The sequence below is a fragment of the Hyella patelloides LEGE 07179 genome, from assembly GCF_900659865.1.
Lineage (GTDB): Bacteria > Cyanobacteriota > Cyanobacteriia > Cyanobacteriales > Xenococcaceae > Hyella > Hyella patelloides.
Window position 1 is genome coordinate 1 of record NZ_LR214362.1, and the last position, 26,101, is coordinate 26,101.

A 26,101-nucleotide genomic window follows, 5' to 3' on the forward strand; every position below is an offset into this window, starting at 1 on the left:
CTCTTGGTTTCAAAGAAAATATAGACGTTTAGTGGTTCGTTGGGAACGTCAATCTCTTGTTTTTGATGGTTTTTTGACTTTGGCAACTATTCATATGTGGATTACCAAAATCATATTAGTGGGATAGGTTCATCTGACTGTGACTGTCCCGATTGTTGTGGAACGGGTACTCCTGATTTTGACGAATCCACTGATGCCAACAATAACCTAGATACAACAGATTTATCTTCATTTGATGCTGCCTCATCAGAAGTAACTGGTGTCTCTTATTCAGGACAAAATAACATTGATTCTCTAATATATCCTGCTAAGTGGGCGGATAAAACAATTACTTATAGCTTTTTTGATGGTGGAGATTACTACGGAAGCGAAGGTGATGTGAAACCCATAACGGAGAAGATGAAAGGTTATCTCCGAAATATCCTAGAAAGCATAGAAAACTATATTGATGTTGACTTTGTTGAAGTATCAGATGCTGGAAACAATTATGGTCAAATTCGGTATATGTTTTCTGATGGCCCCAGTACTGCATCTACTAAAGTTCCTTATAAGAATCAAGATTCTCCTAAAGCTGGTGATATTCATTTCAATCACGACAAAGTTAAAGACTTTGATGCTGGCCCTGGTGCTTATCGTTACGAAACATTAGTGCATGAAACACTCCATGGTTTAGATCTTAAACATCCAGGAAATTATAACGGCTCTAGTAATGGCAATCAATCAGGAGAGTTTTTATCTTACGCTGAAGACAACAGTAATAATTCGATAATGTCTTATAATCGCCTCAGAAATACTGATGGCTATTCTGGGACGATTACACCCATGGCTTATGATATTAAAGCCTTACAATATCTCTATGGTGCTGCTGATTATAATGCAGATAATACTACTTATAAGTTTGCCAAGATTGATGAATATACTGTTGGCAGTCAGTTTTTTGGAAATAAAAACTCCAATTCCAAACAAACACTCTGGGATAGTGGAGGTAACGATACTTTCGATTTTTCTCAACTAGAGTTTGAGCAATCTGGCTATCGTTTTGATCTCAGAGAAGGAGGCGTAATTACTTCTCAAAATGCTTACCTTTCAACTGCTTATGAAGCTCGTGGCGATAACAGTAACAAAGATTACTATGCTACTTCTAGAGGAACTTTTTTAGCGTATGATATGACCATTGACAACGTAGTTAACTCTAGTAGCGACGATTATATTGTAGCCAACGGTGGAGCTAATAGATTTAGTGGCTATGGTTTAGGAAAGCAAACTGGTAAAGATGTTATTGTCGGTTCTGATGGTCAAGACACCATAGATTTATCAGATTATAAAGTTTCTGACTTTACCACCAAAACTATTGGTAATGACCTCTTGATTGACTTCAAAGACAATGGTTCGATCACTGTTGATGATTACTATAAAGCTGCTGAAGAAAATCGCCTCAAGATTAACGCTTCAGGTTCTAATTTTACACCACCCAACCAAGCTTCCCAAGATGAGGCTTTAGTCTGGGAAAACTGGAATTTACAAGATGAAAGTGCTGTAGCCACAGGCTCACAGTTTAATTTGGGTAATGGTATAACTGCCACCGTAGATTGGCAAATTAATACCGATGGTGGTAACTTCGTTGCCCATTCTGGAGCAGATTTTGTCAGCTACGACAGTGGTAAACTAGGCAATCATCAAGGATACTTATCTCTTGGATTCGATAATAGTAACGACGATCCTGATGACCAAATTGAGTTATCTATCGACTTTAATCAAGCTGTAACAGGTCTTAACTTTGAGTTGTTGGATGTAGATCAAACTACTGGTAAGTCTTCTGATGATGGAATAGAAATTTATGCTGATGGGGTAAATATTAAAGAGATATCAGGTGTAGAAATAGTAACTGGAGATAATGTTTTTGCGGATAATGAAACATATATGAATGGTTTTGAAGGTAAAGGTAATGCTAAGAGTAATAGTGATATTGCCAATATCAACATTAGTTTTGGTAGCATAGAGGTTTCTGAACTAGAAATTAAATACTTATCTACGGATGATGCAATCGCCAATCCTGACAGTCAGAAAATAGGTATTTCTGATTTGAATTTCCAAACTAGCTCTACCTAATAGTAGAAAAAAAGGGTAGTTTTTACTACTAGCTATCAGCTTTAAGCTCTAAGCTGTAAGCTTTGTTTAATTAATTTCTTCACTATGCCAGTCTTGCTAATAGCTCGTAGCCTATAATAGCTTAGAACTAATCGCGTAGCTTTAATCTCTTTTTCGAGCTACTGAAAGTAAAATTTAACTTTGAAAACAGTCATTAATAATTTTTCAATAGTTGTTTTTTTCTGAAGATATTACTTTTAGCCACAGATTTACAACGTAACCCACTTTGATAAACCCTGGTTGAGACAAAGTAGCAAGTGGCAGGTAATCAGTTACTTAAAGCTGTAAAAACTCTTGAGCTTTGCTAACAACTCCCGCTAAACATCCAGGTTGAAAAGGAGATACTAAATTAGCTGATTTTACTAACTCTTGAAAAGGTGCTTGACCACCACGGCGACACAGGGCAATATAATCATCTAGGGTAGAATCTTTATCGCTGGATGCTTTAACCCAAAACTGCATGGCACAACAAGAGGCTAAGGTATAGTCAATATAGTAAAAGGGGTAGCAGTAGATATGCTGTTTTTCTTGCCATAAACCACCCTGAGATGGATGTTCTAAATCGCCGTAATCTCGCCAAGGTAAGTAACGAGCTTCCATTTGTTGCCACATTTGATTTCTTTCTGCTGGTGTGGCTGTGGGGTTAGCATAAACTAGATGTTGAAAATGATCTACAGCACAACCATAGGGCAAAAAGAGGATTGATTCTGCTAAATGAATTTGTCTAAAGCGATCGCTATCTGTAGTGAAAAATTGTTCCATTTGCGACCATGTAAGAAATTCTAAACTCATTGAGTGAATTTCACAAGACTCTAAAGTAGGCCATAGGTAATCAAATACGGGTAAGTTACGACTCTGCCAACATTGGAAAGCATGACCCATTTCATGGGTGAATACTTCCACATCTCCTTTTGTGCCATTAAAGTTAGCAAAGATGTAAGGCACATTATAAGTGGGAAAAGAGGTACAAAAACCGCCTCCAGCTTTACCAGCGCGAGTATCTAGATCTAAGAAGTTTCCTTCTACCATCATGCGGAAGAATTCGCTTAATTCTGGATGCATCCCATCAAACATTTTTTGTGCTTGTTGCAACATCCAAGTTTCATCCCCTTGGGGTACGGGGTTTCCTTGTAGATCGAATACCGCCTCATCCCAAAATTGAACTTGCTCTAAATTAAGTTTCCGTTGTTTCTCCGCAATAATTTTTTCAGCTAAAGGTACAACTTCCTTAACTACTTCATCCCGATAGCGAGCCACATCTGCTTGATTATAGTCGATGCGCTGCATTTTTTTATAGCCCAAGCCGATATAATTTTCATAACCCAGCTTTTGAGCCATCTGATGACGTAAAGTAACTAATTCATCATATATTTGGTCTAATTTGGTTTTTTTTTGGCTAAAGAAACTCCATCTGGCTTTTTCTGCTTGGTAGCGAGTATTGCGATCGCGATCTTGGGTATACTTACGAATACCTGATAAGTTAGTAGTCTCGTTATTAAATTCAATTTCGGCTGAGGCTAAAAGCTCTACATACTGATTAACTAACTTCGATTCTTGTACTAAATCGGCTTCGATGACAGGCTCAAAAGCTGTAACATCAGCTTCCCAAAGGTTAAAAGCATGGCTTCCTAAAATTTCGGATAATTCTTTTCTCTTATCACTACCCAATAGTTTCCGCTTCATCTCTATTTCTAAAGCGGTTAGTTTCGGTTGTATCTCATCACTGTATTCTTGAGCTTGTTTGTAATCTTCATTGCGGGTATCCTGACTAAAATTTAAAGACACCAAAGCTTTCCAACTATCAATCTCCTGGCGCAGACTATTCCACTGCTGTAATGCATGGTTGATTTCTTCTTTAGTTTGAGCCTTATCTAAAGCTTGATTAATATCTTGATATGCTTGCTGTATGCTTTCTATAGTAGGGGTTGTAACTTTGATATCGGCAAATTTAACTGTAGTTTGACTCATGACTACCAGGCAATTAAGGTTACAGTTGGCATTGTAACAAGATCGCTACTCTAGTTTTAAGGGAAAATTGCTACAACCTTAGCTGACTATATTTGACTATCTTTACAATACCCAACTTGAAACAAATTTACTGTCCCCAAATTGCAATTGCCAGAAATGAACTAAAATTCTGGTTTAGTCTTCTTGAGAAGACTTAATCTATATTAGCTAGAGATTCAAACAAAATTTTAGTCAAACTTTGGGGACAATCAACCATTAATTGTCGATTTTCTAGCTTTTTCTGTTTAACAATCTTTCCTAATTCCTGATTCTTTAAACAATGATTGACGAAGGTTATATCAAATATCAATGTCATTGGACAAAACAAGCTGCTGTTACCGCAGAAGAAATTGCTACTTTAAATCAATGGCGCAATCAACTCTATCAATTGGGTTTAATCGGTCAGTATGATAATGGTATTGGCTTTGGTAACGTTAGTTGTCGTTTAAAAGAAAGCAAAATTCGTCCCATCAACCCCAACCAACCCACTACGAAGCAAAAACCACAATTTATTATTAGCGGTACACAAACGGGTGGTATTTCTCAATTAACAACACAACACTATACCAAAGTTACGGATTTTAATTGGGAACAAAATTATGTAACTTGTGTTGGTGCAATTAAAGCTTCTTCCGAGTCTCTAACTCATGGTGCGTTGTATGTTGCTAATCCTGAAATTAACGCTGTAATTCACATTCATAACTTAGCCCTTTGGCAAAAGTTATTAGATGTCGTACCTACAACTAACCCAAATTGCGCCTATGGAACACCCGAAATGGCGGAAGATATAATTAAGCTATGCCAACAACTAGAATGTCAACAACAGAAAATCATTGTAATGAGTGGTCATAAAGAAGGTATCATCACCTTTGGCAATAGCATTCAGAAAGCAGGAAATATTTTACTCAATTATTATCGCAATATCAGCTAAACTCCGCTTATAGGTTTCTGCAAGACTCAACTTCTAAACTTTCATAAATACAAATCTTAATATTTTGTTAAACAAGTTTTAATTACATTAGTTTAATCTTTTGATAAAAAAAATCAATGGTTGTTGATATTTGTTGGTAAAAATCAGCTTAAACCCTTATTCATTCGTTGTTTGAGCGAATTTCAAACCACTTGTTCGCTACCAAAATAGGCACATTGGTAACTTCCTAAATTCTCCCAATAGGATATCATTGCAAGTTGGTGTAGGAAATTTATAACAAATAACATTTATGTCTACTATTACTAAATCTCAATCTCAACAACCTACAACTAAATCAGTGGCACAAATTGATGAAGCAAATCGAGCTAAATTACAAAGGATGTTGCAATGTTACCCCGCAGATCGTCAAGTCAAATATCTTCATTTACAAGCGGAAATTGATGTCTTGATCCAGCAATTACAGGCTCTTAAAAAACAGCCTAAAAAATAATTTTTATTGTAGTTAACAGCCAGTTGCTAATATGTTAGTTGCTGATTCAGCAAAATGAACTCTTACTAAGGAAGCAAGCATGACAATGCATCCTAAATTAGCACTGGCATTAGCTAAAAAAAATGCCTTAAAAGTAATTAGTGGTTTAAACAATTTTAACAGCGATCGCGTTTGTCAGATAGTCAAAGCAGCAGAAGCAGGGGGCGCAACCTTTGTAGACATTGCTGTTGAACCTAGTTTGGTAAAAGATGTTCGCCGTATTACTAATTTGCCTATATGTGTATCTGCGGTTGAACCAGAATTATTTGTAACTGCGGTAGAAGCTGGTGCAGATTTAATCGAAATTGGAAATTTTGATAGTTTCTATGCTCAAGGAATCAGGTTTGAAGCAGAGGAGGTTTTGGCTTTAACGAAACAAACTCGCTCTTTACTACCAGAAATTACTCTTTCTGTGACTGTACCCCATATTTTGGCTCTGGATGAACAGGTACAGTTAGCCGAAGCTCTGGTTGATGCGGGAGCGGATATTATTCAAACTGAAGGCGGTACGAGCGTTAAGCCTGTTAACCCAGGAGTGCAGGGTTTAATTGAAAAGGCTACTGCTACTCTAGCTGCTGCTCATAGTATTTCCCATGCAGTTAATATTCCTGTACTGTGTGCTTCTGGTTTATCCAGCGTTACCGTACCTATGGCGATCGCTGCTGGAGCATCTGGCGTGGGTGTCGGCTCTGCTATTAATCAATTAAATGATGAGGTAGCAATGGTAGCTGCGGTACGTAGTCTAACCGAAGCTTTAGCTCAAGCATCAACTAACAAAGTAATTCGTTAACCCAAATTAAACTTTGTTGTTTTGGGAGTGGGTGTTAACCTATTCCCTTTTTTTGTAGCCCAAGAATTCACGACACAAGATGATTGGTCAATCGTAGGCTGATTGTAGAGTATAGGATATATACAAAATTATCTTAGAATGCTTTCTGTTTATTTTAGATTATAAAATAATCTCAGCACGACGTTTATCAGAATCTCTTTCCTAGCATTAAGAGAGCAACGAATCGTATTATTATTTACTTCACGCTTCAAATTAGCAACATCAAAAAAAGATAAAATATTTTGTATTACTATTGAAATATCTTAAATCATGAGAGCAAAGTTATTTTCATCTTTATTAGGGCTTTATCTAATTACTACTGCTGCGACAATTGCAGTTATCTCTCAGGGGAATTCGGTAGTTTTAGCGCAACCACAAAATGCTCAAAAACAAGAAGCAGATGGCTATTTAACTAAAGCGCAGGGAGAATTAGAACGGGGAATCTTATTAAGCGCGAAGGGTAATTTTCAACGAGCGTTACAAATATATCAGATCATAGTTGCCAATAATTGATGTCTTGGAGGTTGTGTTTGCTGATAAATTATCTCGACTGCCAAGAGAAACCTCTGAGCTTGCTGGGCAGATTTGAACCTTCGCATTTTTTTTCTTATTAAAGCAAATTTTCAAGCACTTCAACAATCTATTCAGCAATGCCCAATCGGGGAGATCTTGTTCCCTAAATATTCCCGATTGTCCTTTTTAATATAGTTGACAATACCATCAATAGAGTTTGAAGCAATCTCTCAAACCATCAATTATTTGAAAATTATCAAACCATGATAAATAACACCCCCTCTACTATTGTTTTCGTTGATTCTAACGTCGCGGACTATCAATTTTTGGTGAATAGCGTCGAACCAGGGACAAAAGTAGTTGTTTTAGATGCCAACCGCAATGGTGTCGAGCAAATTACCGAAGAATTAGCTAGCCACAACAATTTAGATAGCATACAAATTCTGTCTCATGGCAATTCAGCTAATTTGCAACTAGGGAATGGCAGCCTGGATAATGGCAATATTGAGAGTTACGCCAGCCAATTGCAACAGTGGGGAGAATCTCTAAGTATTGATGGGGATATTTTTTTATACGGTTGTAATGTCGCAGAAGGAGAACAAGGACAAGCTTTTATTAATCGCCTGAGTGAGATTACCACAGCAGATATTGCTGCCTCCGACGATTTGACGGGTAATAGGGATCTGGGTGGAGACTGGGTATTAGAAGCAGCCACAGGCTTTATCGAAGCACCTCTGGCATTTCAGGTAGAGGCGATGTCGGCTTTTAATTCTGTATTACAAACTTTTACGGTTACTAATACTAACAATAGTGGTGCTGGTTCTTTACGACAAGCAATTATTGATGCGAACGGTAATAATAATGCCGATACGAAAGATATTATCGATCTATCTGCGATCGCAAATCAAACAATAAATCTCGATGATAGTTTACCAACCATTGCCCAACAGGTTGAAATACAGGGTAATAATGTCACTATTAATGGTAGCGATCGGGAGCAAATCCTCGCAATTAGTAATAGCGACACTGGCAATGACCAAGTAATTTTAGCCGATTTAACCTTTCTCAATGGTGCTGCGATTGGTGGTAACGGAGCTTCTGGCGGTGGCGGCGGCGGTTTAGGTGCTGGTGGTGCTTTATTTATTAATGACGGTACGGTAATTGCTAACAACGTTGATTATACTGACAATCTTGCCGTTGGTGGCAATGGTGGAAGTGGAGCAGGAGGTGGTCGGGTTGAAAGAAGAGGTACAGATGGACTTAGCGGGGGAATTGCCAATGTAAATGGTACTGCTTTCACTAACGGAACGGCAGGTGATGGTGGAACAGCAGGTAATGGTGGAACGGGTAATGGTAATAGTGGCGGTAGCGGTAGTGATGGCGGTAATGGTAGCTTCGGCAATGGCGGAGGCGGAGGCGGAGGCGGAGGCGGAGGCGAATCTGGCGGATTGTTAGAAGGCAGAGGTGGTTTTGGTGGTGATGGTGGTGATGGTGGTTTCGGTGCTGGAGGCGGAGGCGGAGGCGGTGCTGGAGCAAATCCCAATAGAAGAAGAAGAAGAAGAACGGCAATAGGAGGTGAAGGCGGTGATGCTGGAGCTTTTGGTGGTGATGGTGGTGATGGTGCCAATGTCTCAACAGGTTCGGGAACTCCTGGACTTGGTGGTAGTGGTGGCGGAGGTTCTGGACTCGGCGGTGCTATCTTCGTTAATGAAAATGCTGAATTAATACTTCTTAACAGTGATTTTTCTGGTAATACAACTACTGGAGGGATTGGTGCTAACAATGGTCAAGCAAGAGGGAATGACATATTTATCCGAGATGGTGGTACTGTCTCTCAATCAGGTACTGCGATCAATGATGTTTTTGGTGATGTTGGTGCTTTTATTCTCCCGACAATTAATATCGCACCTGGAAATAATCTGTCTGAATCCAATCCCGATGCAGATGGTTCTTTTAATCTATCTTTGAACACAGCTTTACCAATAGATTTAGTCGTTAACTATACCATCACGGGAACTGCTATTAACGATCCCGATCTCTTTGATGATGAGGAGATTAATGATGCCGATCTGAGTATTCCCCTGAGCGTTACAATCCCTACGGGAACAACAGAAGGTTCTATCAATGTCGAAGTTATTGACGATCGCCTTTTTGACCCCAATGAAAATATTATTGTCACCTTAGAAGATTCCCCACTTTATAATCTTGGGGACTCCACTTCTGCTGAATTAACCATTGTTGATGACGAGCCAAATATTACCCTAGAGGCGACAAATGCAGTGGAAGGGGGGAGTAACGGTCAGTTTATCTTTAATTTAAACCCCATTGCCCCTGAAGGTCGTCAGTTAAGCTTTAGCATTACTGGGGGAACAGCCGAACTGGATACAGATTATAGGCTTCTCATTGTCAAAGAAGATGATGAAGATGATGCCAGTGAAGATCGGCTTCTAATTCCTGATGAAAACGGTAATTTTTTCCTAGACATTTCTGGTGAAGAACAAGTTGTAGTTGCAATAGATGCTACAGGAATTCCAGGGGGAATTCCCGATTTTGATGATTCTGCTGCTGAAGAGAATGAGACAGTAGAAATTACTCTCAATCCTAGTGAAGAGTATGGTGGTGGCGGAAGTACCATAACCGCAAATATTGTTGATAATGACAGTCCTCCTACAATTGACGTTGTTGCAGGAGATAATGCAACTGAAACTGACTCTATACCTGGTGTTTTTCAGCTTAATTTCTCCAATCCCTTACTCAGTAATGGCAATGAGAATGATGACGAGGATGCCATCTTTAACTTTACTATTGGTGGAAATGCTACGCGAGGTGAAGACTACAATTTAGTCTTAGTTGCGAATAATACAGAGCGAGATATTATTGGCGATACTTTCTCGTTACCCGAAGGTACGACTACTGCCAGAATTGAGATTAGACCCGTTGACGACAATGATGAAGAAGTCAATGAAAACGTTACTTTTACTCTTAATGAAGGAGAAGGATACGAACTAGGAGAAACTTCAGCAGAACTAACTATTGTCGATAGCGGTAGGGATGATGCTGATGACGTAGTAGGGGTGCAAATTATCGAGTCTCAAGGTTCGACTAACCTCATAGAAGGGCAAACTACGGATAATTATACTATCGAGTTAACCAGTCAACCTACTAGCGATGTCACTATTAATTTTGCTACCGATGACCAGATAGCGAGTATTGAACCCATTACTTTTACCCCCGAAAACTTCAATATCAGACAAAATGTGACGGTGGTTTCTGTTGATGACAATGCGATCGCAGAAAACCGTACTGCCACTATTTCCCATACTGCAACGAGTGACGATACTGCTTACCAGGGAATTGCGATCGATGATGTAACTGCCAATATTACCGAAAATGATGTTCCTGGGATTGTTATTGGCAACGGCAATAATTTTATTGTCACCGAAGGGGAAGCAGGGCAAACCTACACCATTGCCTTAGCAACCGAACCCACAGCCGATGTCACCATTAGTTTTGGGATTAGCGACGATCTCGAAGCCATTGCACCCATAACTTTTACTCCCGATAACTTTGCTACTCCTCAAGAGATTACCGTTACTGCTGCGATCGATAATGAAGTAGAAGCAACGGAATTTCAAAACATCGCTCACAATCTTGAGAGTAACGATCCTGTTTATGATGGCTTGTCAGTACAACCTCTTCCCATTGCCATTAACGAACTCAGTTTCGATAATATCGAGACAGCAGGGGGTTTAAATAATGCCCTCAATTCAATTCAAGATTCCCTTGACGCTCAGTTTCGAGCCATTGAATTACCCTTTATTGGTTCTCTAGAAACTCTCGCACCAGATTTGATCGGTACTTTTCAAACTAGCTTAATTAATCGGGTGCAAACGGGAGGAGTATTAGACTTAGAGAAACTTAGTGGGTTAGTTGAAGAAACTATTGAAGAGATTCTAGAAGTCGATGTGGAAGCGATCGCAACTCTCTCGGAAGAAGAAGCCACTTTCGATATTACAGTTGCCAAAGAATTTAACCTTGCCAATCTGGATCTGGATGCGGATTTGGGTTTGCCAGGATTGGGAATTGATGTTGATGGTAGTGTCGATCTCAATTTTGATTACCAATTCGATTTGGGGTTTGGCATTAACCAAGAATTCGGTTTCTTTATCGATACAGAAAAAACTAACTTTACCGCAGGGGTCGATCTTGGTTTGAGTGATGATTTCCAAGCAACGGGGAATCTCGGCTTTTTGCAACTCGATCTGGTCAATGATGAAGAAAGCCCCACGGCTGCTAGTGCTGATTTTACTTTAGGACTCAATGACATCGATAATAATGAAGATTCAGATGATGATGAAGATTTAGATGGCGATCGCCTGACCAGCACAGAACTAAGCAATGCTTCTTTCGATGAGATATCCAACCTCTTCGATCCCAGTGCTTCGGCAAATGCCAATCTCGGTTTAAATGCCGTAACTAGCATACAAGCGGATACTGCTTTTCCCAGCATTAATTTCGATTTGGCGGGGGAATTCGGCTCGTTTGCGTTTGAAGATGGAGAAGCCGTTGGCGATTTTTCACCCACGATCGCGTTTAATAACGTGCAACTAGATTTAGGCAGTTTTCTCTCCGACTTTGCTCGCCCCGTAGTTGGTAACATTAATAGCATCATCGATCCCTTTCGTCCTATAGTTGATTTTCTCAACTCCGATACGGAAATCCTCAACGATCTGAGAATTGCGGACGGTTTGGATAGTAATGGTGACGGTGAAATTAGCGTCATCGAATTAGCGATTGGCATTGCAGAATTGGCTGGAAGTACTCCCAATGCTAACTTTCAGGACGCTTTCGATCAAATTACAGAACTGGTCGCTCTGGCAGACGCTCTCGATAGTTCGATCGCGGGCGATGAAGGCATTCTCATTGATATTGGTTCTTTCGAGTTGGGCAATTTTGATGCTGCCGATCCCGATGCCGATCCGACTGAAGTTGAAGCAGACCAAACCGATTCCGCACCAGATTTAGACCAGCAACTCGATGATGCTCCCGATGATGGTAGCGGAGATATCCAGAAAGCAAATACCAATAGGATACTCAATAACGATAATTTCGATATTCCTCTAATTAACAATCCCTTCAGCGCGATCGACTTGCTCTTAGGTAAAGATGTCGCCCTCTTTACTTACGATCTTCCTGCTTTAGAAGTTGGATTCGACGTAGAACGAGAGTTTAGGATTTTTGGCCCGATTAGCGGTTTGCTAGAAGGGGATTTTAATGTCGGTTTGGATCTCGCTTTTGGCTTCGATACCTTTGGTTTCAATCAATGGTCTGCTAACAATTTCGACCCCGCAGAGTCTTTTAGAGTCCTCGATGGTTTCTTTGTCAGCGATCGCGAAAATCCCGACGGTACGGGGGAAGATGTCGATGAGTTGGTTGCGACCGCGACTATTGCAGCAGGATTTGGTATAGATCTTCTGGTTGTTTCGGGCTTTCTCAAAGGAGGTTTAGAAGGGATTATCGGTCTGGATCTGATTGATGGTGGGGAAATCAACGGCACGGATGACGGCAGATTGCGGGCTTCGGAGATTGCTTCGCGCATTACTACACCCTTTGAATTGTTCCAATTAAACGGTATCGTTAACGCCTTTTTGGGTGCAGAAGTTGACTTGTTTAGGAGGACGGTATTCGAGCAACGAATTGCCACTTTCCCCCTAGCTGAGTTTAGTATTGGGGGCAAAGGCAATAGTTTTAGTAGCGTCATAGACGGGGTAATTTCTGGCGGTACGGTCTTCTTTGATGCTAATTTCAATGGCATTCAAGACCCCAACGAACCCGTTACCGTTAGTAATGCCGATGGTAGTTACGATCTCGATATTCCCTTCTCTCCCTTCGATCTTAATAGTAATGGTGTTATAGATACCGAAGAAGGCAGAGTGGTTATTGTTAATGGCATTGATATCTCCACTTCCTTACCGCAAACCTCACCGATTATTACCACTCCCGATGCGACTGTTGCCACGCCTTTAACTAGCTTGGCTGTGGAAATTGCCAAACCCGATCTCGAAGCAGCACAAGCAGAAGTAATTAATGTTTTCGGTTTACCAGAAAATAGCGATTTATACAATGACGACCCCGAAACTGCGGATTTATCGTTCTTTGGGTTACAATCTCAACTGCAAAATCTTATTATCTTAGCCACCCAAACCATCGCTGCAACAGCTTTTACAGGACAAACCATTGATGAAAATAATATTCTGACTCAAGATGGTTTGATTTACCTCGATAACAACAATAACCAACAGTTCGACGATGGGGATTTAGAAGTAGTCCAAGCTGATGATGGATCTCGCTTCTTCGATATTAACGACAACGGAGAATTAGATGATAATGAGGTTTCTTCTACGGTCAATGAAGCGGAAATTGCCAGTTCTATTCTTCAAGCAATTGTAGATCGCGTCAACAATGGTGAAGCCCCCGATCTTACTGATACCGACACCGTAACCGCTATTATTAATGAGGCTTTAACTGTTGCGATCGCCGAAGATCCCAATACCAATCTCAGCGAAAATGCGATCGCCAATCTGACCGCAACCATTGTGGAGAAAAACCTCAATATTGACAGCATCTTGGGTAAAACCTTCCTCACAGAAGCCGAACAAAGACAACAAATTAGCAATCAATATGTCTTTATTGATATTAACGATAACGGCGTACAAGATGGCGACGAACCTTCCTCTTTAGTGGACGAAACAGGTGCGGATGAGCTAGATATTACTCCCTTCGATACCAATGAAAATGGTCAGTTAGACGTGCGAGTTATTGTCACAGGAGAGTCTCCAGATTTTGTCTTTGTAGATAGTAATGCCAACGGCGAATTCGAGCCTGACGAACCATTCTCAGTAGTCAATCCTAGCGGTGACAATAACTTAGAAATTAATTTTATCGATAATAACGATAACGGCGTACAGGATGAGAACGAATCCTTCTTCATAACTTCTCCTCTCAATCCCAATGGTGTAGAAGTTGCGATCGCTCCTTTCGACCTCAATGAAAATGGTGTCTTAGAACTAGGAGAAGACGATAACAATAACGGTATCTTAGATCCAGGAGAAGACGATAATGAAAATGGTGTTTTAGAATTAGACGAACTAGGACAAGTGGTTCTTGAAGGTACGCCTCTAGACCGATGGTCGTTTGTAGACAGCAATGGCAACGGGGAATTCGATCGCGGAGAACTTTTCTCTCCTGTCTTTGAAGATGGTACAGATCTCCTCGATCCTTTTGTCGAACCAGCTAAAGTATTTGTCGATGGTGCAGAATCTCCCGAATTAGCTGGCGGATTCCAACATCTAGTCACCAATCCCCTAGCAACCATCTCCCGTCTGCTTGCCGAATCTACCGATACCACAGTAGCTCAAGATGCAGTTAAAACCGCATTAGGACTACCAGAAGACGTGGATCTGCTCAACTTCGATGCTTTACAAGCAGCCGACGACGACGACCCCAACTGGCTAGAAGTCTATGCAGCACAGGTTCAGGTGCAAAATACCCTCGTACAAATAGAGGCGGTAACGGGAGTTTCGGAAACCGAAATTGTTGAAGCACTATCAGATGAAATCGCTAACACTGAAAATCTCGATTTGAGCGACTCAACTCAAGTAGAAGCGATTGTCAGCGAACTCGCTCCCGAATTAGCAGACAATACTGTCGGTGGTGCAGCAGAAATTATTACCGAAGGTAACGAACGTATTGATAACATTGCTGCCGATGGAACAATGAACGATAACGAAAAATCTATAGAAATCGTTCAAGTACAGCAAGTAGCTCAAAGCGACGATCCAGAGGGTCTAGTAGAAGATTTAGTAGAATTAGGAACAGAAGAAGAAAATGTGGCAGCAATTGTCAATGAAAATACAGGAGAAGAACTCACCGAACAAATTGAAAGCACCGAAGAAATCGACCCTACTACCCGTCCCGACTTTAGCAATAGTCGCCCTATTGCCGAACCCGATTTTGTCACTACCGATATTGCTACGCCCATTACAATAGATGTTTTGGCTAATGACAGCGATCCCGATAATGACGCAATTGAAATTGTCGATCTCGTGGCATCGCAAAATACAGATGTAGATGAAGATACTGGGGAAATTGTCGATATTTTTGGCTCTGATAACGGTGAGGTAGTTATCAATCCAGATAATACCCTGACCTACACTCCCAATGATGGTTTTACAGGAGAAGACATTATTTTCTATGCCATGCCATTCAAGATAGTAACGGCAACGTTGATAATAATATTGTCACGGTGACAGTTACATCAGAATTAGAGCCAACTATAGATTTATTCCGTTTTCGCAATACCACTTTTGATTCTGGTACTTACATCTTTGTCAGCGAACAAGAAAGAGACACTATTATCGATAATCCCGATTTGAACCAAATTTTTGAATTAGAGGGCGAACAAGAAGACGGTTCAATCAATCCCGCATTTACCGCCAGTGCCAACCCAGGAGAAGGTTTAAGCCCTCTATATCGTTTTCAAAGTAATATCACCCCTGGTAATTATCTGTTTGTCGGAGAACAAGAACGACAAAATATTGACACCAACTTTGCTGAAGAGTTCAACGAAGAAGGTTTAGCCTTTTATGTTTATCAAGCAGGTTCAGATCGAGGAGCAGAATTTACCCGCTTTCAAAATCAGAATAGACCAGGAACTTATCTATTTGCAGGAGAAGCAGAAAGTGCCAACATTAGAGCAAATTTCCCCAATTTTCTGGAAGAAGGTGTTGCTTTTGAAGCTCTTTAAGTAGAGGCATAAAGGAGCGAAGCTCCTAGCTATAAGCCATAAGCCATAAGCTTTCTTGCCAGTTACAACCCACATCCATCAGCCCCACAGATGTAGTGTTTAAGTGTTACTAAATCAGCGATTTTAGCGATCGCCAAGGCGTAATCACCACAAGTTAGCGATCGCCAAAAAGAAGAAATTTTATTTGGCGATCGCTTGTTGAAATTTTTTTCTCAAAACACGATCTCCAGTAAGAAAAAAGCGATCGCAAAGACCCAAAAATAGCGTAATCTTTTTTATTACATACGGGGGGCTGATGAATGTGGGTTACAAGAAGTTTTAAACATCTCGTAACTGTAGACTACCTTCATAAACTTGTGAAGGTAGGGTCACAGAACCCTTCTAGCAAGCGAGCTTTAAGCTTTAAGCTTTAAGCTTAAAGCTTTTTGATAAATAAAGGATTTAGAAACAGGAAAATAGCTTTTCCTGTTTTTTATTTTGTGGACAATACCGCTAAAGTTGGTGACACAAAAGATCGGGTTTGGATGAGTGATAATTTTGACAGATAATCTGGCTACTATTTTGGATACAGAAATCGATCGCAGCATTGGTGTTTTTGCAGATATGTTGTCTGTGGAAGTTTCGCTGCGTCATACTTTGGGAATTTAAAATCATAGTTGCAATCGCGCCAGTAATCGAACAAGTTTCAATTGTGTGCGATCGCTAATTTGCCAAGTTAAGGCAGGGGCAATCTGATATCGCTGTCGGTCGTAAAAATCAACAAAACTTTCGTTAGTTTCGGCAAATCCATTTAAACGATACAGGACTGTCTTTTGTTCGTTAAGCGGACCCGACAAGTCCAGCGCACCACCGTAAAGATCGAAGTTATCAACAGAAGCTTCTAATGAATAAAAAGGTTCGGTTAGGGGTTGCTTAGTTACATAGTTGACTACTCCGCCGATTGTACCTTGACCAAAGAGAACTGATGCAGGACCAAAGAGAACTTCAACTCGCTCGATGTTAGAAAAAACGTTGACATTTTGATTTGTGTTATCTGGTAAACCATTGGTCAAAGTATTTTCCGAAGCATTAAATCCGCGAATAAAAAAGTTATTAAATAAACCACGAGGCGTATCGCCTCCTGGTGCTACACCAGACACATTTTGTAAAGCTTCATTAGGAGTGGTTGCACGCTGGTCTTCTATTACCTCTTGGGGTACTACCTGAATCGATTGGGGAATATCTTTTAAAGGTGTGTCGGTTCTCGTTCCTACCGAGGCATCATCTACATTGTAATCATTATCTTCTGCTTGACCTGTTGCTATAACTTCTATTTCCTCATCGGGTTCAGTTTCGGCTGTAGTTCCATCAGGAGTAATGCTTAAGACTAAATTGCGAGACAGCGCGTTGTGGGGGTTCCCCCCATTGTAGCGACTGTCGAGGGTATCTCTACCAGGCACTACTTCTGCGTTTGGTGCTTGGTTTTCTCCCGTAATAGTTACGCGGATACTGGTGTCATTCACTCTGTTAACTGCAATCCTACTAATTTCTGCTGTGGGATTCAGTTCCTCTACACCATTCCTAATCGAGAATGCCAAAGTTGCATCAAGAATATCGATTACTAGGTCGTTACCTTCAGGCAAAATTAACGGCACTAACCGTTCGCTTCCCGCTACCGTTTTTAAGATTAACTCCAACCCCTCATTAGTCTGGATAACCTCTACTCCCGTAACCCGCGTTACCCCCTGAGCCATATGCCCTAAAGGACTAGCTGCCCTAAAGGACTCGCTTCGCATCGCGCGTCGCGTATCGGTATCCTTTAGGAGCAAATCCGCAGCCGTATTTTTAGAACTTAGATATATTTCCATCTCTCCTTGTCTTCCTTGTCTTCCTTGTCTTCCTTGTCTCCTAATCTCCTCCGCTCTGATAATCTCCCTGTCTCCTTGTCCCTTTGTCTCCTCGTCCCCCAGTCCTAAAGTCTCCGCACCAACAGGACTAATCAAAACAAGACCTAAAAAACCACTAACATATAAAAAACGAAATAATACTTTCATCAAAACTCCTCAGACCAAGCGGATAACCGCCTTATTTAAAAATATTCTTAATAACTAATGAGGAGTAGTGTATAGAAATCAATTGCAGCTTGTCTATCCAAAAAACGGCACTGCAATCCCCAAACAGTCATATTGATTTTTTTCCTGCCAAACATTGACTGGGAGTAATGCCAAATTGACGTTTAAAAGCAGCACTAAAATGACCTAAATGAGAATAGCCAACTAAATTAGCAACTTCACTAATTGAAAGTTCTCTTTCTCTTAATAATTGTTCTGCTTGCTCCATACGCTGTGAAGTAAGATAGCCGATAACCGTTGTGCCAAAAAGTTCGCGAAAACCACGACGCAAAGTGCGATCGCCCACTCCTACCTGTTTAGTTAATTCGGTGATTGATGGTGGATTTTCTAATTGAGTCAATAAAATATCTCTAGCTTGATAAATGCGATCGATTGTTTGTGGTTTTAAGGTTAATCTAGCAGGAAGTGAATCAAATTCTGCAATAATCGGGTCTAGCTGCATTGCCAGTAACTCTAGCACCTTAGCCTGAAGATAAAACTTTTTAGTCATACCTCGGTAGGGTGTGTTCAATATCTGCCTTACTAAAGCCCGTATTGCGGGAGTTACTTTGGGGAAAAATGATGTTTTCCATTCATCTTGTTTGAGAAATAGCTTATTGACATACTCCTCGCCGTAAACGGTCGAGGATTCTAGGATACTGGCGTAGATAGCAGGAATGCTCCTGTCTAACATCTACTCTCCTACTGGAAAATGCCCTCACCAGTTGAGATTAATCTCAAGCTACCAGAGTTGGTTTTCTTCCTTTAGGCTTTGTAGAACTTAATCGAATCCTGCATTTTACCGCTAGCGATTCGTATTTTCCAACTAAACTACTTAGCTACATCCTTGCAGTATGTTCAAGATTTTACCGATCCAACTTCTGAATCGAACTCTTTATCTTAAGTATATCGAAGAACTTATATCCATAATACAATGACTGCATCTCTTTCTGAATAAAGATTTCGTGTTGAAATTGTTGATTTTTACGTCGTGAACGACGGGGCTTTGAACCCGTGATATTTCGGTAAAAGCAGAATTAGCACAATTTAGATTGGCAATGAAACTGCTGAAAACTTCTGGTTCAATATGTATGTTGATACCTGTCAGATGTTGCGAGCGACTATATTTAGCTTGATATGCAGGTGAAATACCACTTCCAGAGAGATAACTCAGTTTTTTGTCAAAAGTAGGATAAACTTCATTGTGAGCAATAGATCCTGAAGTTAAGATAAGCAACTCTATTTCATGCTCGTGGACTGGCGCGGTAAGAATTAAATCGCGATCGCATCTCCAATTCAATGTCTTTAACTCTATTCCTGGGGTTAATTTTATTTGTTTCGCAAATCCTGTATGACCAAGGTTTTTAGGCCGTTCCCAACACTCCTCAAATTCTTCTAGATTTAAATTATATTGTTGGGGTGGAGAACTTTTTTGACATAGAAGCCCGTATTCTGCTTCAGAAATAGTTAAAGTCATTGAGAACCAAATAGTTTTTGTCGCAAATTAATGATAATTATTTTTAATAATTATATATTTTGGGATACGATAACAAGTAATCTTTAACCAAATAATGCGATCGCACTGTTCTGAAACTTACGCCGACTATTTTTATTGGGTGCTATCTTGCTAAAGTTGGTGACACAAAAGATCGGGTTTAGATGAGTGATAATTTTGACCAGGGCTTCACCCTTCAAGGCGCGAGGTATGAAGTAATGCTTTTCTTCTTCCTTCTTCCTTCTTCCTTGAGGATACAAGCCCCTTCCTTGAGGAGTCCGCGTTGTCTGGGGTTTCCCCAGACACTCGTGACGGACGTGACGGAACAAGGGAAAGGCAGAGAGAGGTGCAAGCCTCTTCCTTTTCAAGAAGCCTTCATACTTCTTTTGAAGAGCTTTTGCAAGAGTTTAAAGATTAAAGAAGAATAAAAAACAGGATAAAATTTTTGTGTTGCTATCGAAAATACATTAGACCATGAAAGCAAAGTTATTTTCGTCTTTATTAGGGTTTTATCTAATTACTACTGCTGCGACAATTGCAGTTATCTCTCAGAGGAATTCGGTAGTTTTAGCGCAACCACAAAATGCTCAAAAGCAACAAGCAGATGGATATCTAACTAAAGCGCAGGGAGAATTAGAACGGGGAAGCTTATTAAGCGCAAAGGGAAATTTTCAACGAGCGTTACAAATATATCAGACAATTCAAGATACTACTGGACAAAAAGATAGTCTGGTGGGGTTAGCAAAAATCGATTATCAAGAAGCTCGTTACACCGAAGCGTTATTTAATCTCAGAAAAGCTGAAAGATACAATTCAGGAGAGCGCGACGGGCAATTGTTAACTACTAAAGGATTAATTTATCTGGAGTTAGGAGACTATCATCAAGCAACTCAAGATTTAAGAATAGGGGTTCATTATCTGCAAGTATCGGGAAATCGCGATCGCTCTATACAGCGAGAAATACAACAAGCACGCATCGCTTTAGGAGAGGCTTATCTTTATTTAGGACAGTATCAACCAGCCTTAACTACATTACAATCTGAGCTTAATAGTACTGCCGATTCTCACTTGCGACGACGAGTATTTAACATTATGGGAATAACCCAGTTAGAATTAGCTCAATATGAGGAGGCTTTGGCTTCTTTTGAACAAGCATTACGAGTAGCCAATATACCTGGAGATCGCGTCGGGAAGGCAAAAACTCTAGAAAACCTGGGAAGAGCCTACCATGCTTTAGGCGATCGCAGAAAAGCTTTGAAATATTACCAACAGGCTTTAGGACAACTTCAATCTATGGGTGCATGGGGACAACAGGTATTTGTTCTCAATCGTTTGGGAGTCTTAGCAGGAGACTTAGGATTAAATAACCGCGCTTTGGAATACTTGCAACAAGCCGAAGGTACTCTATCCAGTAGTGGTGGTGCGGGTAGAGTAATTACTCTGATTAATTTGGGTAACTATTATTCTCGTCAGGGAGATCTTGAAGCAGCTACAGAGTATTTAACAGAAGCTTTCAACTGGGCGCGTTCTAATGGCGATCGCATTGGCGAAACCAAAGCTTTAAGTAGTTTAGGGGCGATTCAGCTACAATCAGGCAAGATAAATGAAGCAATCGCTAGTTTAGAAAACAGTATCGAGGTATTTGAATCTTTAAGCCCAGGTTTACGCGATCGAGCCAAAATTTCTTTATTTGATACTCAAGTTCGCACATACAGCTTATTACAACGAGCCTATATCACCCAACAACAACCCAATGAGGCGTTAATTGTTGCCGAAAGAGGCAGAGCCAGAGCTTTTATCGAACTTCTTGCAAGAAGACTATCTGACAAGCCCCATCAGGATAGCATTATTGCAGCCCCCACAATTGAAGAAATCAAACAAGTAGCCAGCGATCGCAATTCCACTCTTATTACCTATTCTATAATTACCGATGATACAGATCGAGAATCACAACTTTATATGTGGGTGATTAATCCCGCAGGTAACATCGAATTTCGTCAGTTAGATTTAACTTTATTACGTAATGAATATGATATTTCGGTTGCTAATGTTTCGGAAAGTACTAATCAAACTGCGGGGGGTGGTGTTGACAGTGAACAACCAGTAATCGAAAACTTAGAAAATTTAATAGTTGCGATGCGGGGCGATCCTACAGAATTGAGCAACCAGTCGGATCGTAAAAGGGTTTCCACTCTCAACGGTTATAAAATTTTAATCGAACCCATAGCCGATTTACTACCTACTAACCCAGAAGATAAAATCATCTTTATTCCCCAAGGAATGCTCTTTTTAGTTCCCTTTGCTGCGCTACAAAATGCTGATGGTAACTATCTAATTCAACAACACACTATACAAATTGCTCCTTCTATTCAAACTCTAACTCTCAATCAATCCCAAGCAAACTCCCAGACAATTGATTCATCTCAGGCTCTCATTATAGGTAATCCCGAACCAATGCCAGAAGATTTATTTCCCCTTCCTGGTACAGAAGAAGAAGCCAAAACCATCGCCCAACTTTTAGATGTTAATCCCATTCTCAAAACAGCAGCTACGGAAACCGCTATCAAAGAACAAATTACCCAAGCTGCAACCATTCACTTTGCAACTCACGGCTTATACAACGATGTTCAAGGATTACAAAGTTCCCTCGCCTTATCTACCATTGACGGTGATGGTTTTCTTACCGCAGAAGAAATACTCGATCTAGACTTACAAGCAGAATTAGTAGTCTTGAGTGCTTGTAACACTGGTAGAGGAAAGATTACAGGAGATGGTGTAGTGGGTTTATCTCGTTCTTTTTTGGCTGCGGGAGCGCAAAGTGCGATCGCTTCTCTTTGGTATGTTCCCGATCTGTCCACTGCAACTTTAATGATTGAATTTTATCAAAATCTAGAACAAACTAACGATAAAGCCCAAGCATTACGCCAAGCAATGTTAACTGTCATGGAACAACACCCCCATCCTCTTAATTGGGCGAGTTTTTTCCTGGTTGAACAATAAGCTGGTTAAAAGAGCTTGACACAGAGACTAGGAAATTGCAAAACTAGGCGAATTATTTTAATCAGCTATAAGTTTAAAGCTCTAAGCCAGGTTCAATTCCTCCACTTAAAGAAGTGGAATAAGGCATAGTGGTGGGTTTAATTCCCTCATTATGCAAGCTTGTAGCTAATAGCTTATAGCCTATAGCTTACAGCTAATCGCGTAGCGATTTTAATTTACTCGATACAGTAGTAAGATTGGTTATGGTTATTCCAAGATAGATTAAACAAATTATTCCCCACAATATTCCGCCAAATAATTTCGATACCGAAAATTGAGCGATCGCATTTATTCCCGCGTAGAAAGTAAAACCATAGGCTGCTATGCTAGCGATGGATGCGGTGACAGCAATGATAATTTGATTCTGTTGGAAACCGAGAACAGTTCCTAATGTACCTAAGACAATGGCAGTTATGATTGCTACTTGAGGATTCTTATCGGTGGTAATGCCTCCATAGTAAAACCCTAACAAAGCAAAACTTAACGTGGCAGATAAAATAGCAGCAACAGATTTGAAGATTTTGAAGATTTTTAATTTGCTTTTTATCTTCGCTATAATTGCGATCGCTCCTAAGCTTGCTAGGAAAACATACAATGTTAAAATATAATTCCAGTCCGAACTTTCTGTAGTTTTACCCAAACTGCCAAACAGCATAGTAGTAATAGCATCAAAAGCTAATATACTCACTACTACGACAACTATTATTTTCAAAATATTAGAAATAGATAATCTCATTTATTGGGAGCGCGATAATAAGTTTAAGTTGTTAAACAACATCAAAGTTAGACTGCGATCGATCGTAAGGATAAGCAAAAAACCTTGATGCTAATTATAGCCGTGCAAAATTAAATTAGGACATTAAAATTTACGAGCTTCGGAAGTAATGAGTAATAAGTAACTCGTCATTGAGTAATGAGTTTTTTGATTAAAATGCCCAAAAATGTAAACGGCGACACCACCCTCGAAAGACAGTGCTTGTAGCCCTGTCTTAACGTTAATACGTAACGCTATATATCTAATTATTTAAGATGACTACTAGAAAAATCATCTATAATTAATCCCAATATATTATTTTTTTCTCTAGCAATTTGAGATTATTTACCAAAACTCATAAGTAATAAAATAAAAGAATTATAACTAATAAGCTGTCAGGCATTTAATTTGACGAGTGAACCTGCCGAGGTTGTGTATTGTGATTGGGGGTAGAGTTTGGGGATTTTCTTGATATCCGATTTAAACGCATAACAGCTTAATAAGATATCCAGTTTAGTTGCTCGCTAGAATAAAATCGCTATATAAATTATGATACATAAAATTAATTCTAAAATAATCAGTAAATTTGTAGCAGGAGTAATCTTACTTTTACCTTTAATATTTTATAGTTGGCGAGCTAGTTTACGCCCTCCCATAACTAATTCAGAAAAAGTCTTATTTCAAGGAATTATTTATCAAAGAAAAATATATTCCACATCTCGTCCTTTTATAGTGCATACTGTCGAGATAGATTTAACAACACCAGGTATAAAACCCTTTATAACTCCACCTAAATCCATTTCTACTATTAGCAATAATCCCGCTTTAACTACATCAGAGTTTATTAAAAAATTTAATTTGCAATTAGCAGTTAATGGTAGTTTCTTTTATCGTTTTCACGAACGCACACCTTGGAATTATTATCCTAAATCTGGAGAGCCTACTAATGTTTTAGGTCAATCTATTTCTAACAATCTCAAATATGGTAAACCTGAATCTCGATGGGATATTTTGTGTTTTACAAAACCTAATATAGCGCAAATTTCCAATCAAAAAAAATGCCCTGGGGGTACAGTTTGGGGAATTGCAGGTGGCGATACTTTAGTTATTGATGGTAAATCTAAAATTAATTATGATACTCCTAGCTATGCTCGAACAGCCGTAGCTACGAATAAAAAAGGGGACAAACTTTGGTTGATTGTAGTTGATGGCAAACAACCTTTTTATAGTGAAGGAGCAACTTTAAAAGAACTAGCAGAAATTGCCATTAATTTAGGTGCAGATAGAGCATTAAATTTAGATGGTGGCGGTTCTACAACTTTAGCCATTGCTAATGGTAATAGTACTAAGGTTTTAAATGCTCCTATTCATAATAAAATACCAATGAACGAACGTCCTCTTGCTAATCATCTAGGATTTTATGGGATGCCGAAAACCCAATTCACAGATCGAGAGTAGTGAGAAAAAAAGTAAGAAACTCATCCCTCTTTTGTTACTTTAGGGTGTAAAATCAGAAGTTAATCGGCATTATGAACGATTGGAGGGGTCTTTCTCTCGATAGCAAATTGACTACAGAAATACTGATTTCGAGTGCTTGTTAAACTATTTTTCCCCTAAATTAACAAAAGAGGAAGTAAACACCGTAGCGAGACAGCTTTTGCTGCCTCTAGTCCATAAAAATGGATAACTATGGATAAGTTTTATGGAACAGGGATTACATCATGATGGGATGGTGAGTAGCAATTAGCAAAATCTCAATCAACAAAATAACCTTACAACGAAATGTGGATTAAATTTGGATTATCAGTAGTTGAAAGCCACCCGCGTCAATTACACCCGTCCTTTTTTTATAGGCGAATCAACCTGCTCCAAAACCCTTAAGAAAGACTGTCAATCGCTTCGGTGCAATTTTGGACATAAGCATCTAGTTCCATTGCTTCGTATAGTTGACGGGCATTACGATAAGCATCTATGGCATCTGATTTTTGATTAAGTTCTGACAAGTTATTTCCCATATGAAACCAGGTCTCCGCCTCTCCATAGCGAGCATCGATTTCTTGAGCTATTTCCAAAGCCTGCTGGTGAGATTCAATAGCTCTCTGGTACTCCCCTAAAGAGCCGTAAGCTGCTCCTAAACTGTTCAATGATGCTCCTTCTCCAGCACGATCGCCGATGTCTTGAGCGATCTTTAAAGCCTGCTGGTGATAGTCAATAGCTCTCTGGTACTCCCCTAGAGAGCCGTAATTTTCTCCCAAACTGCCCAAAGCTCTCTCTTCTCCATAGCGATCGCCGATGTCTTGAGCGATCTCTAAAGCCTGCTGGTTATATTCAATAGCTCTCTGGTACTCCCCCAAAGAGCCGTAAGCTGCTCCTAAATTGCCCAATGATGCTCCTTCTCCAAGGCGAACGCTGATATCTTGAGCGATCTTTAAAGCCTGCTGGTGATAGTCAATAGCTCTCTGGTACTCCCCTAGAAAGCCGTAATCTTCTCCCAAACTGTTCAATGATGCTCCTTCTCCAGCGCGATCGCCGATGTCTTGTGCGATCTTTAAAGCCTGCTGGTGATAGTCAATAGCTCTCTGGTACTCCCCTAAAGAGCCGTAAGCCAGTCCCAAACTGCCCAAGGAAGCCCCTTCTCCAGCGCGATCGCCGATGTCTCGAGCGATCTTTAAAGCCTGCTGGTGATAGTCAATAGCTCTCTGGTACTCCCCTAAAGAGCCGTAAGCCAGTCCCAAATTGCCCAAGGAACGCCCTTCATATTCGCGATCGCCGATGTCTCGAGCGATCTTTAAAGCCTGCTGGTGATAGTCAATAGCTCTCTGGTACTCCCCTAGAGAGCAGCCCGATAGCCAGTGCCCAAGTTGACCAACGGTAACCAGGCCCTTCAATGATTCGAGCGATCGCCGATGTCTCGAGCGATCTTTAAAGCCTGCTGGTGATAGTCAATAGCTCTCTTGTAC

The 26,101-nt window shown here is 40.1% G+C and carries 16 protein-coding genes; 9 read left to right on the top strand and 7 right to left on the bottom strand.

The window, feature by feature from the left end:
- Positions 1 to 96: 96 nt before the first annotated feature.
- Positions 97 to 2,109 carry a M10 family metallopeptidase gene (locus H1P_RS33850; RefSeq protein ID WP_144875934.1) on the top strand — a complete coding sequence of 671 codons (2,013 nt, stop codon included), beginning with the start codon at positions 97 to 99 and terminating at the stop codon, positions 2,107 to 2,109.
- Between the two features lie 315 nt (positions 2,110 to 2,424).
- Here the strand turns inward: H1P_RS33850 and H1P_RS33855 are convergent, their stop codons facing one another.
- Positions 2,425 to 4,116, bottom strand: a complete 1,692-nt coding sequence (locus tag H1P_RS33855; protein WP_144875937.1) for a M3 family oligoendopeptidase — start codon at positions 4,114 to 4,116, stop codon at positions 2,425 to 2,427.
- A gap of 319 nt (positions 4,117 to 4,435) precedes the next feature.
- Between H1P_RS33855 and H1P_RS33860 the strand changes: the two genes are divergently transcribed.
- From H1P_RS33860 to H1P_RS33885, 6 genes are all read left to right on the top strand, one after another.
- Positions 4,436 to 5,086: a class II aldolase/adducin family protein gene (locus tag H1P_RS33860; RefSeq protein ID WP_144875939.1), complete on the top strand. Its 651-nt coding sequence runs from the start codon at positions 4,436 to 4,438 to the stop codon at positions 5,084 to 5,086.
- Between the two features lie 289 nt (positions 5,087 to 5,375).
- On the top strand, positions 5,376 to 5,576 hold the full coding sequence (locus H1P_RS33865) for a hypothetical protein (RefSeq protein ID WP_144875941.1): 201 nt from the start codon (positions 5,376 to 5,378) through the stop codon (positions 5,574 to 5,576).
- Between the two features lie 79 nt (positions 5,577 to 5,655).
- Entirely contained in the window at positions 5,656 to 6,405 is a 750-nt protein-coding gene (locus H1P_RS33870) for a DUF561 domain-containing protein (protein ID WP_144875943.1), read from the top strand.
- Between the two features lie 309 nt (positions 6,406 to 6,714).
- Positions 6,715 to 6,957 carry a hypothetical protein gene (locus H1P_RS33875; RefSeq protein WP_144875945.1) on the top strand — a complete coding sequence of 81 codons (243 nt, stop codon included), beginning with the start codon at positions 6,715 to 6,717 and terminating at the stop codon, positions 6,955 to 6,957.
- A 263-nt stretch (positions 6,958 to 7,220) separates the two neighbouring features.
- On the top strand, positions 7,221 to 15,266 hold the full coding sequence (locus H1P_RS33880; RefSeq protein ID WP_144875947.1) for a DUF4347 domain-containing protein: 8,046 nt from the start codon (positions 7,221 to 7,223) through the stop codon (positions 15,264 to 15,266).
- Positions 15,263 to 15,763, top strand: coding sequence for a hypothetical protein (locus H1P_RS33885; protein WP_144875949.1), 501 nt, complete (start codon positions 15,263 to 15,265; stop codon positions 15,761 to 15,763). Before H1P_RS33880 ends, H1P_RS33885 begins: the two co-directional genes overlap by 4 nt.
- A gap of 650 nt (positions 15,764 to 16,413) precedes the next feature.
- Here H1P_RS33885 and H1P_RS33890 read toward each other — a convergent pair.
- The 4 genes from H1P_RS33890 to H1P_RS33905 all read right to left on the bottom strand — a co-directional run bounded on the left by H1P_RS33890 (position 16,414) and on the right by H1P_RS33905 (position 19,716).
- Positions 16,414 to 17,796: a TonB-dependent receptor plug domain-containing protein gene (locus tag H1P_RS33890; protein ID WP_144875952.1), complete on the bottom strand. Its 1,383-nt coding sequence runs from the start codon at positions 17,794 to 17,796 to the stop codon at positions 16,414 to 16,416.
- Between the two features lie 127 nt (positions 17,797 to 17,923).
- On the bottom strand, positions 17,924 to 18,547 hold the full coding sequence (locus tag H1P_RS33895; protein WP_144875954.1) for a helix-turn-helix transcriptional regulator: 624 nt from the start codon (positions 18,545 to 18,547) through the stop codon (positions 17,924 to 17,926).
- Between the two features lie 201 nt (positions 18,548 to 18,748).
- On the bottom strand, positions 18,749 to 19,330 hold the full coding sequence (locus H1P_RS33900; protein ID WP_144875956.1) for a hypothetical protein: 582 nt from the start codon (positions 19,328 to 19,330) through the stop codon (positions 18,749 to 18,751).
- An 83-nt stretch (positions 19,331 to 19,413) separates the two neighbouring features.
- Positions 19,414 to 19,716 carry a hypothetical protein gene (locus H1P_RS33905; RefSeq protein ID WP_144875958.1) on the bottom strand — a complete coding sequence of 101 codons (303 nt, stop codon included), beginning with the start codon at positions 19,714 to 19,716 and terminating at the stop codon, positions 19,414 to 19,416.
- 106 nt (positions 19,717 to 19,822) lie between these two features.
- Between H1P_RS33905 and H1P_RS33910 the strand changes: the two genes are divergently transcribed.
- Positions 19,823 to 22,348 carry a CHAT domain-containing tetratricopeptide repeat protein gene (locus H1P_RS33910; protein WP_144875960.1) on the top strand — a complete coding sequence of 842 codons (2,526 nt, stop codon included), beginning with the start codon at positions 19,823 to 19,825 and terminating at the stop codon, positions 22,346 to 22,348.
- A 193-nt stretch (positions 22,349 to 22,541) separates the two neighbouring features.
- Here the strand turns inward: H1P_RS33910 and H1P_RS33915 are convergent, their stop codons facing one another.
- The gene (locus H1P_RS33915) at positions 22,542 to 23,123 is read right to left on the bottom strand and encodes a hypothetical protein (RefSeq protein WP_144875962.1); all 582 of its coding nucleotides are present in this window, start codon (positions 23,121 to 23,123) and stop codon (positions 22,542 to 22,544) included.
- Between the two features lie 567 nt (positions 23,124 to 23,690).
- Here H1P_RS33915 and H1P_RS33920 point away from each other — a divergent pair.
- Entirely contained in the window at positions 23,691 to 24,599 is a 909-nt protein-coding gene (locus H1P_RS33920) for a phosphodiester glycosidase family protein (protein WP_144875965.1), read from the top strand.
- 419 nt (positions 24,600 to 25,018) lie between these two features.
- Here the strand turns inward: H1P_RS33920 and H1P_RS33925 are convergent, their stop codons facing one another.
- Complete coding sequence (locus tag H1P_RS33925; protein WP_144875967.1) at positions 25,019 to 26,029, bottom strand: tetratricopeptide repeat protein; 1,011 nt, start codon at positions 26,027 to 26,029, stop codon at positions 25,019 to 25,021.
- Between the last annotated feature and the right edge of the window lie 72 nt (positions 26,030 to 26,101).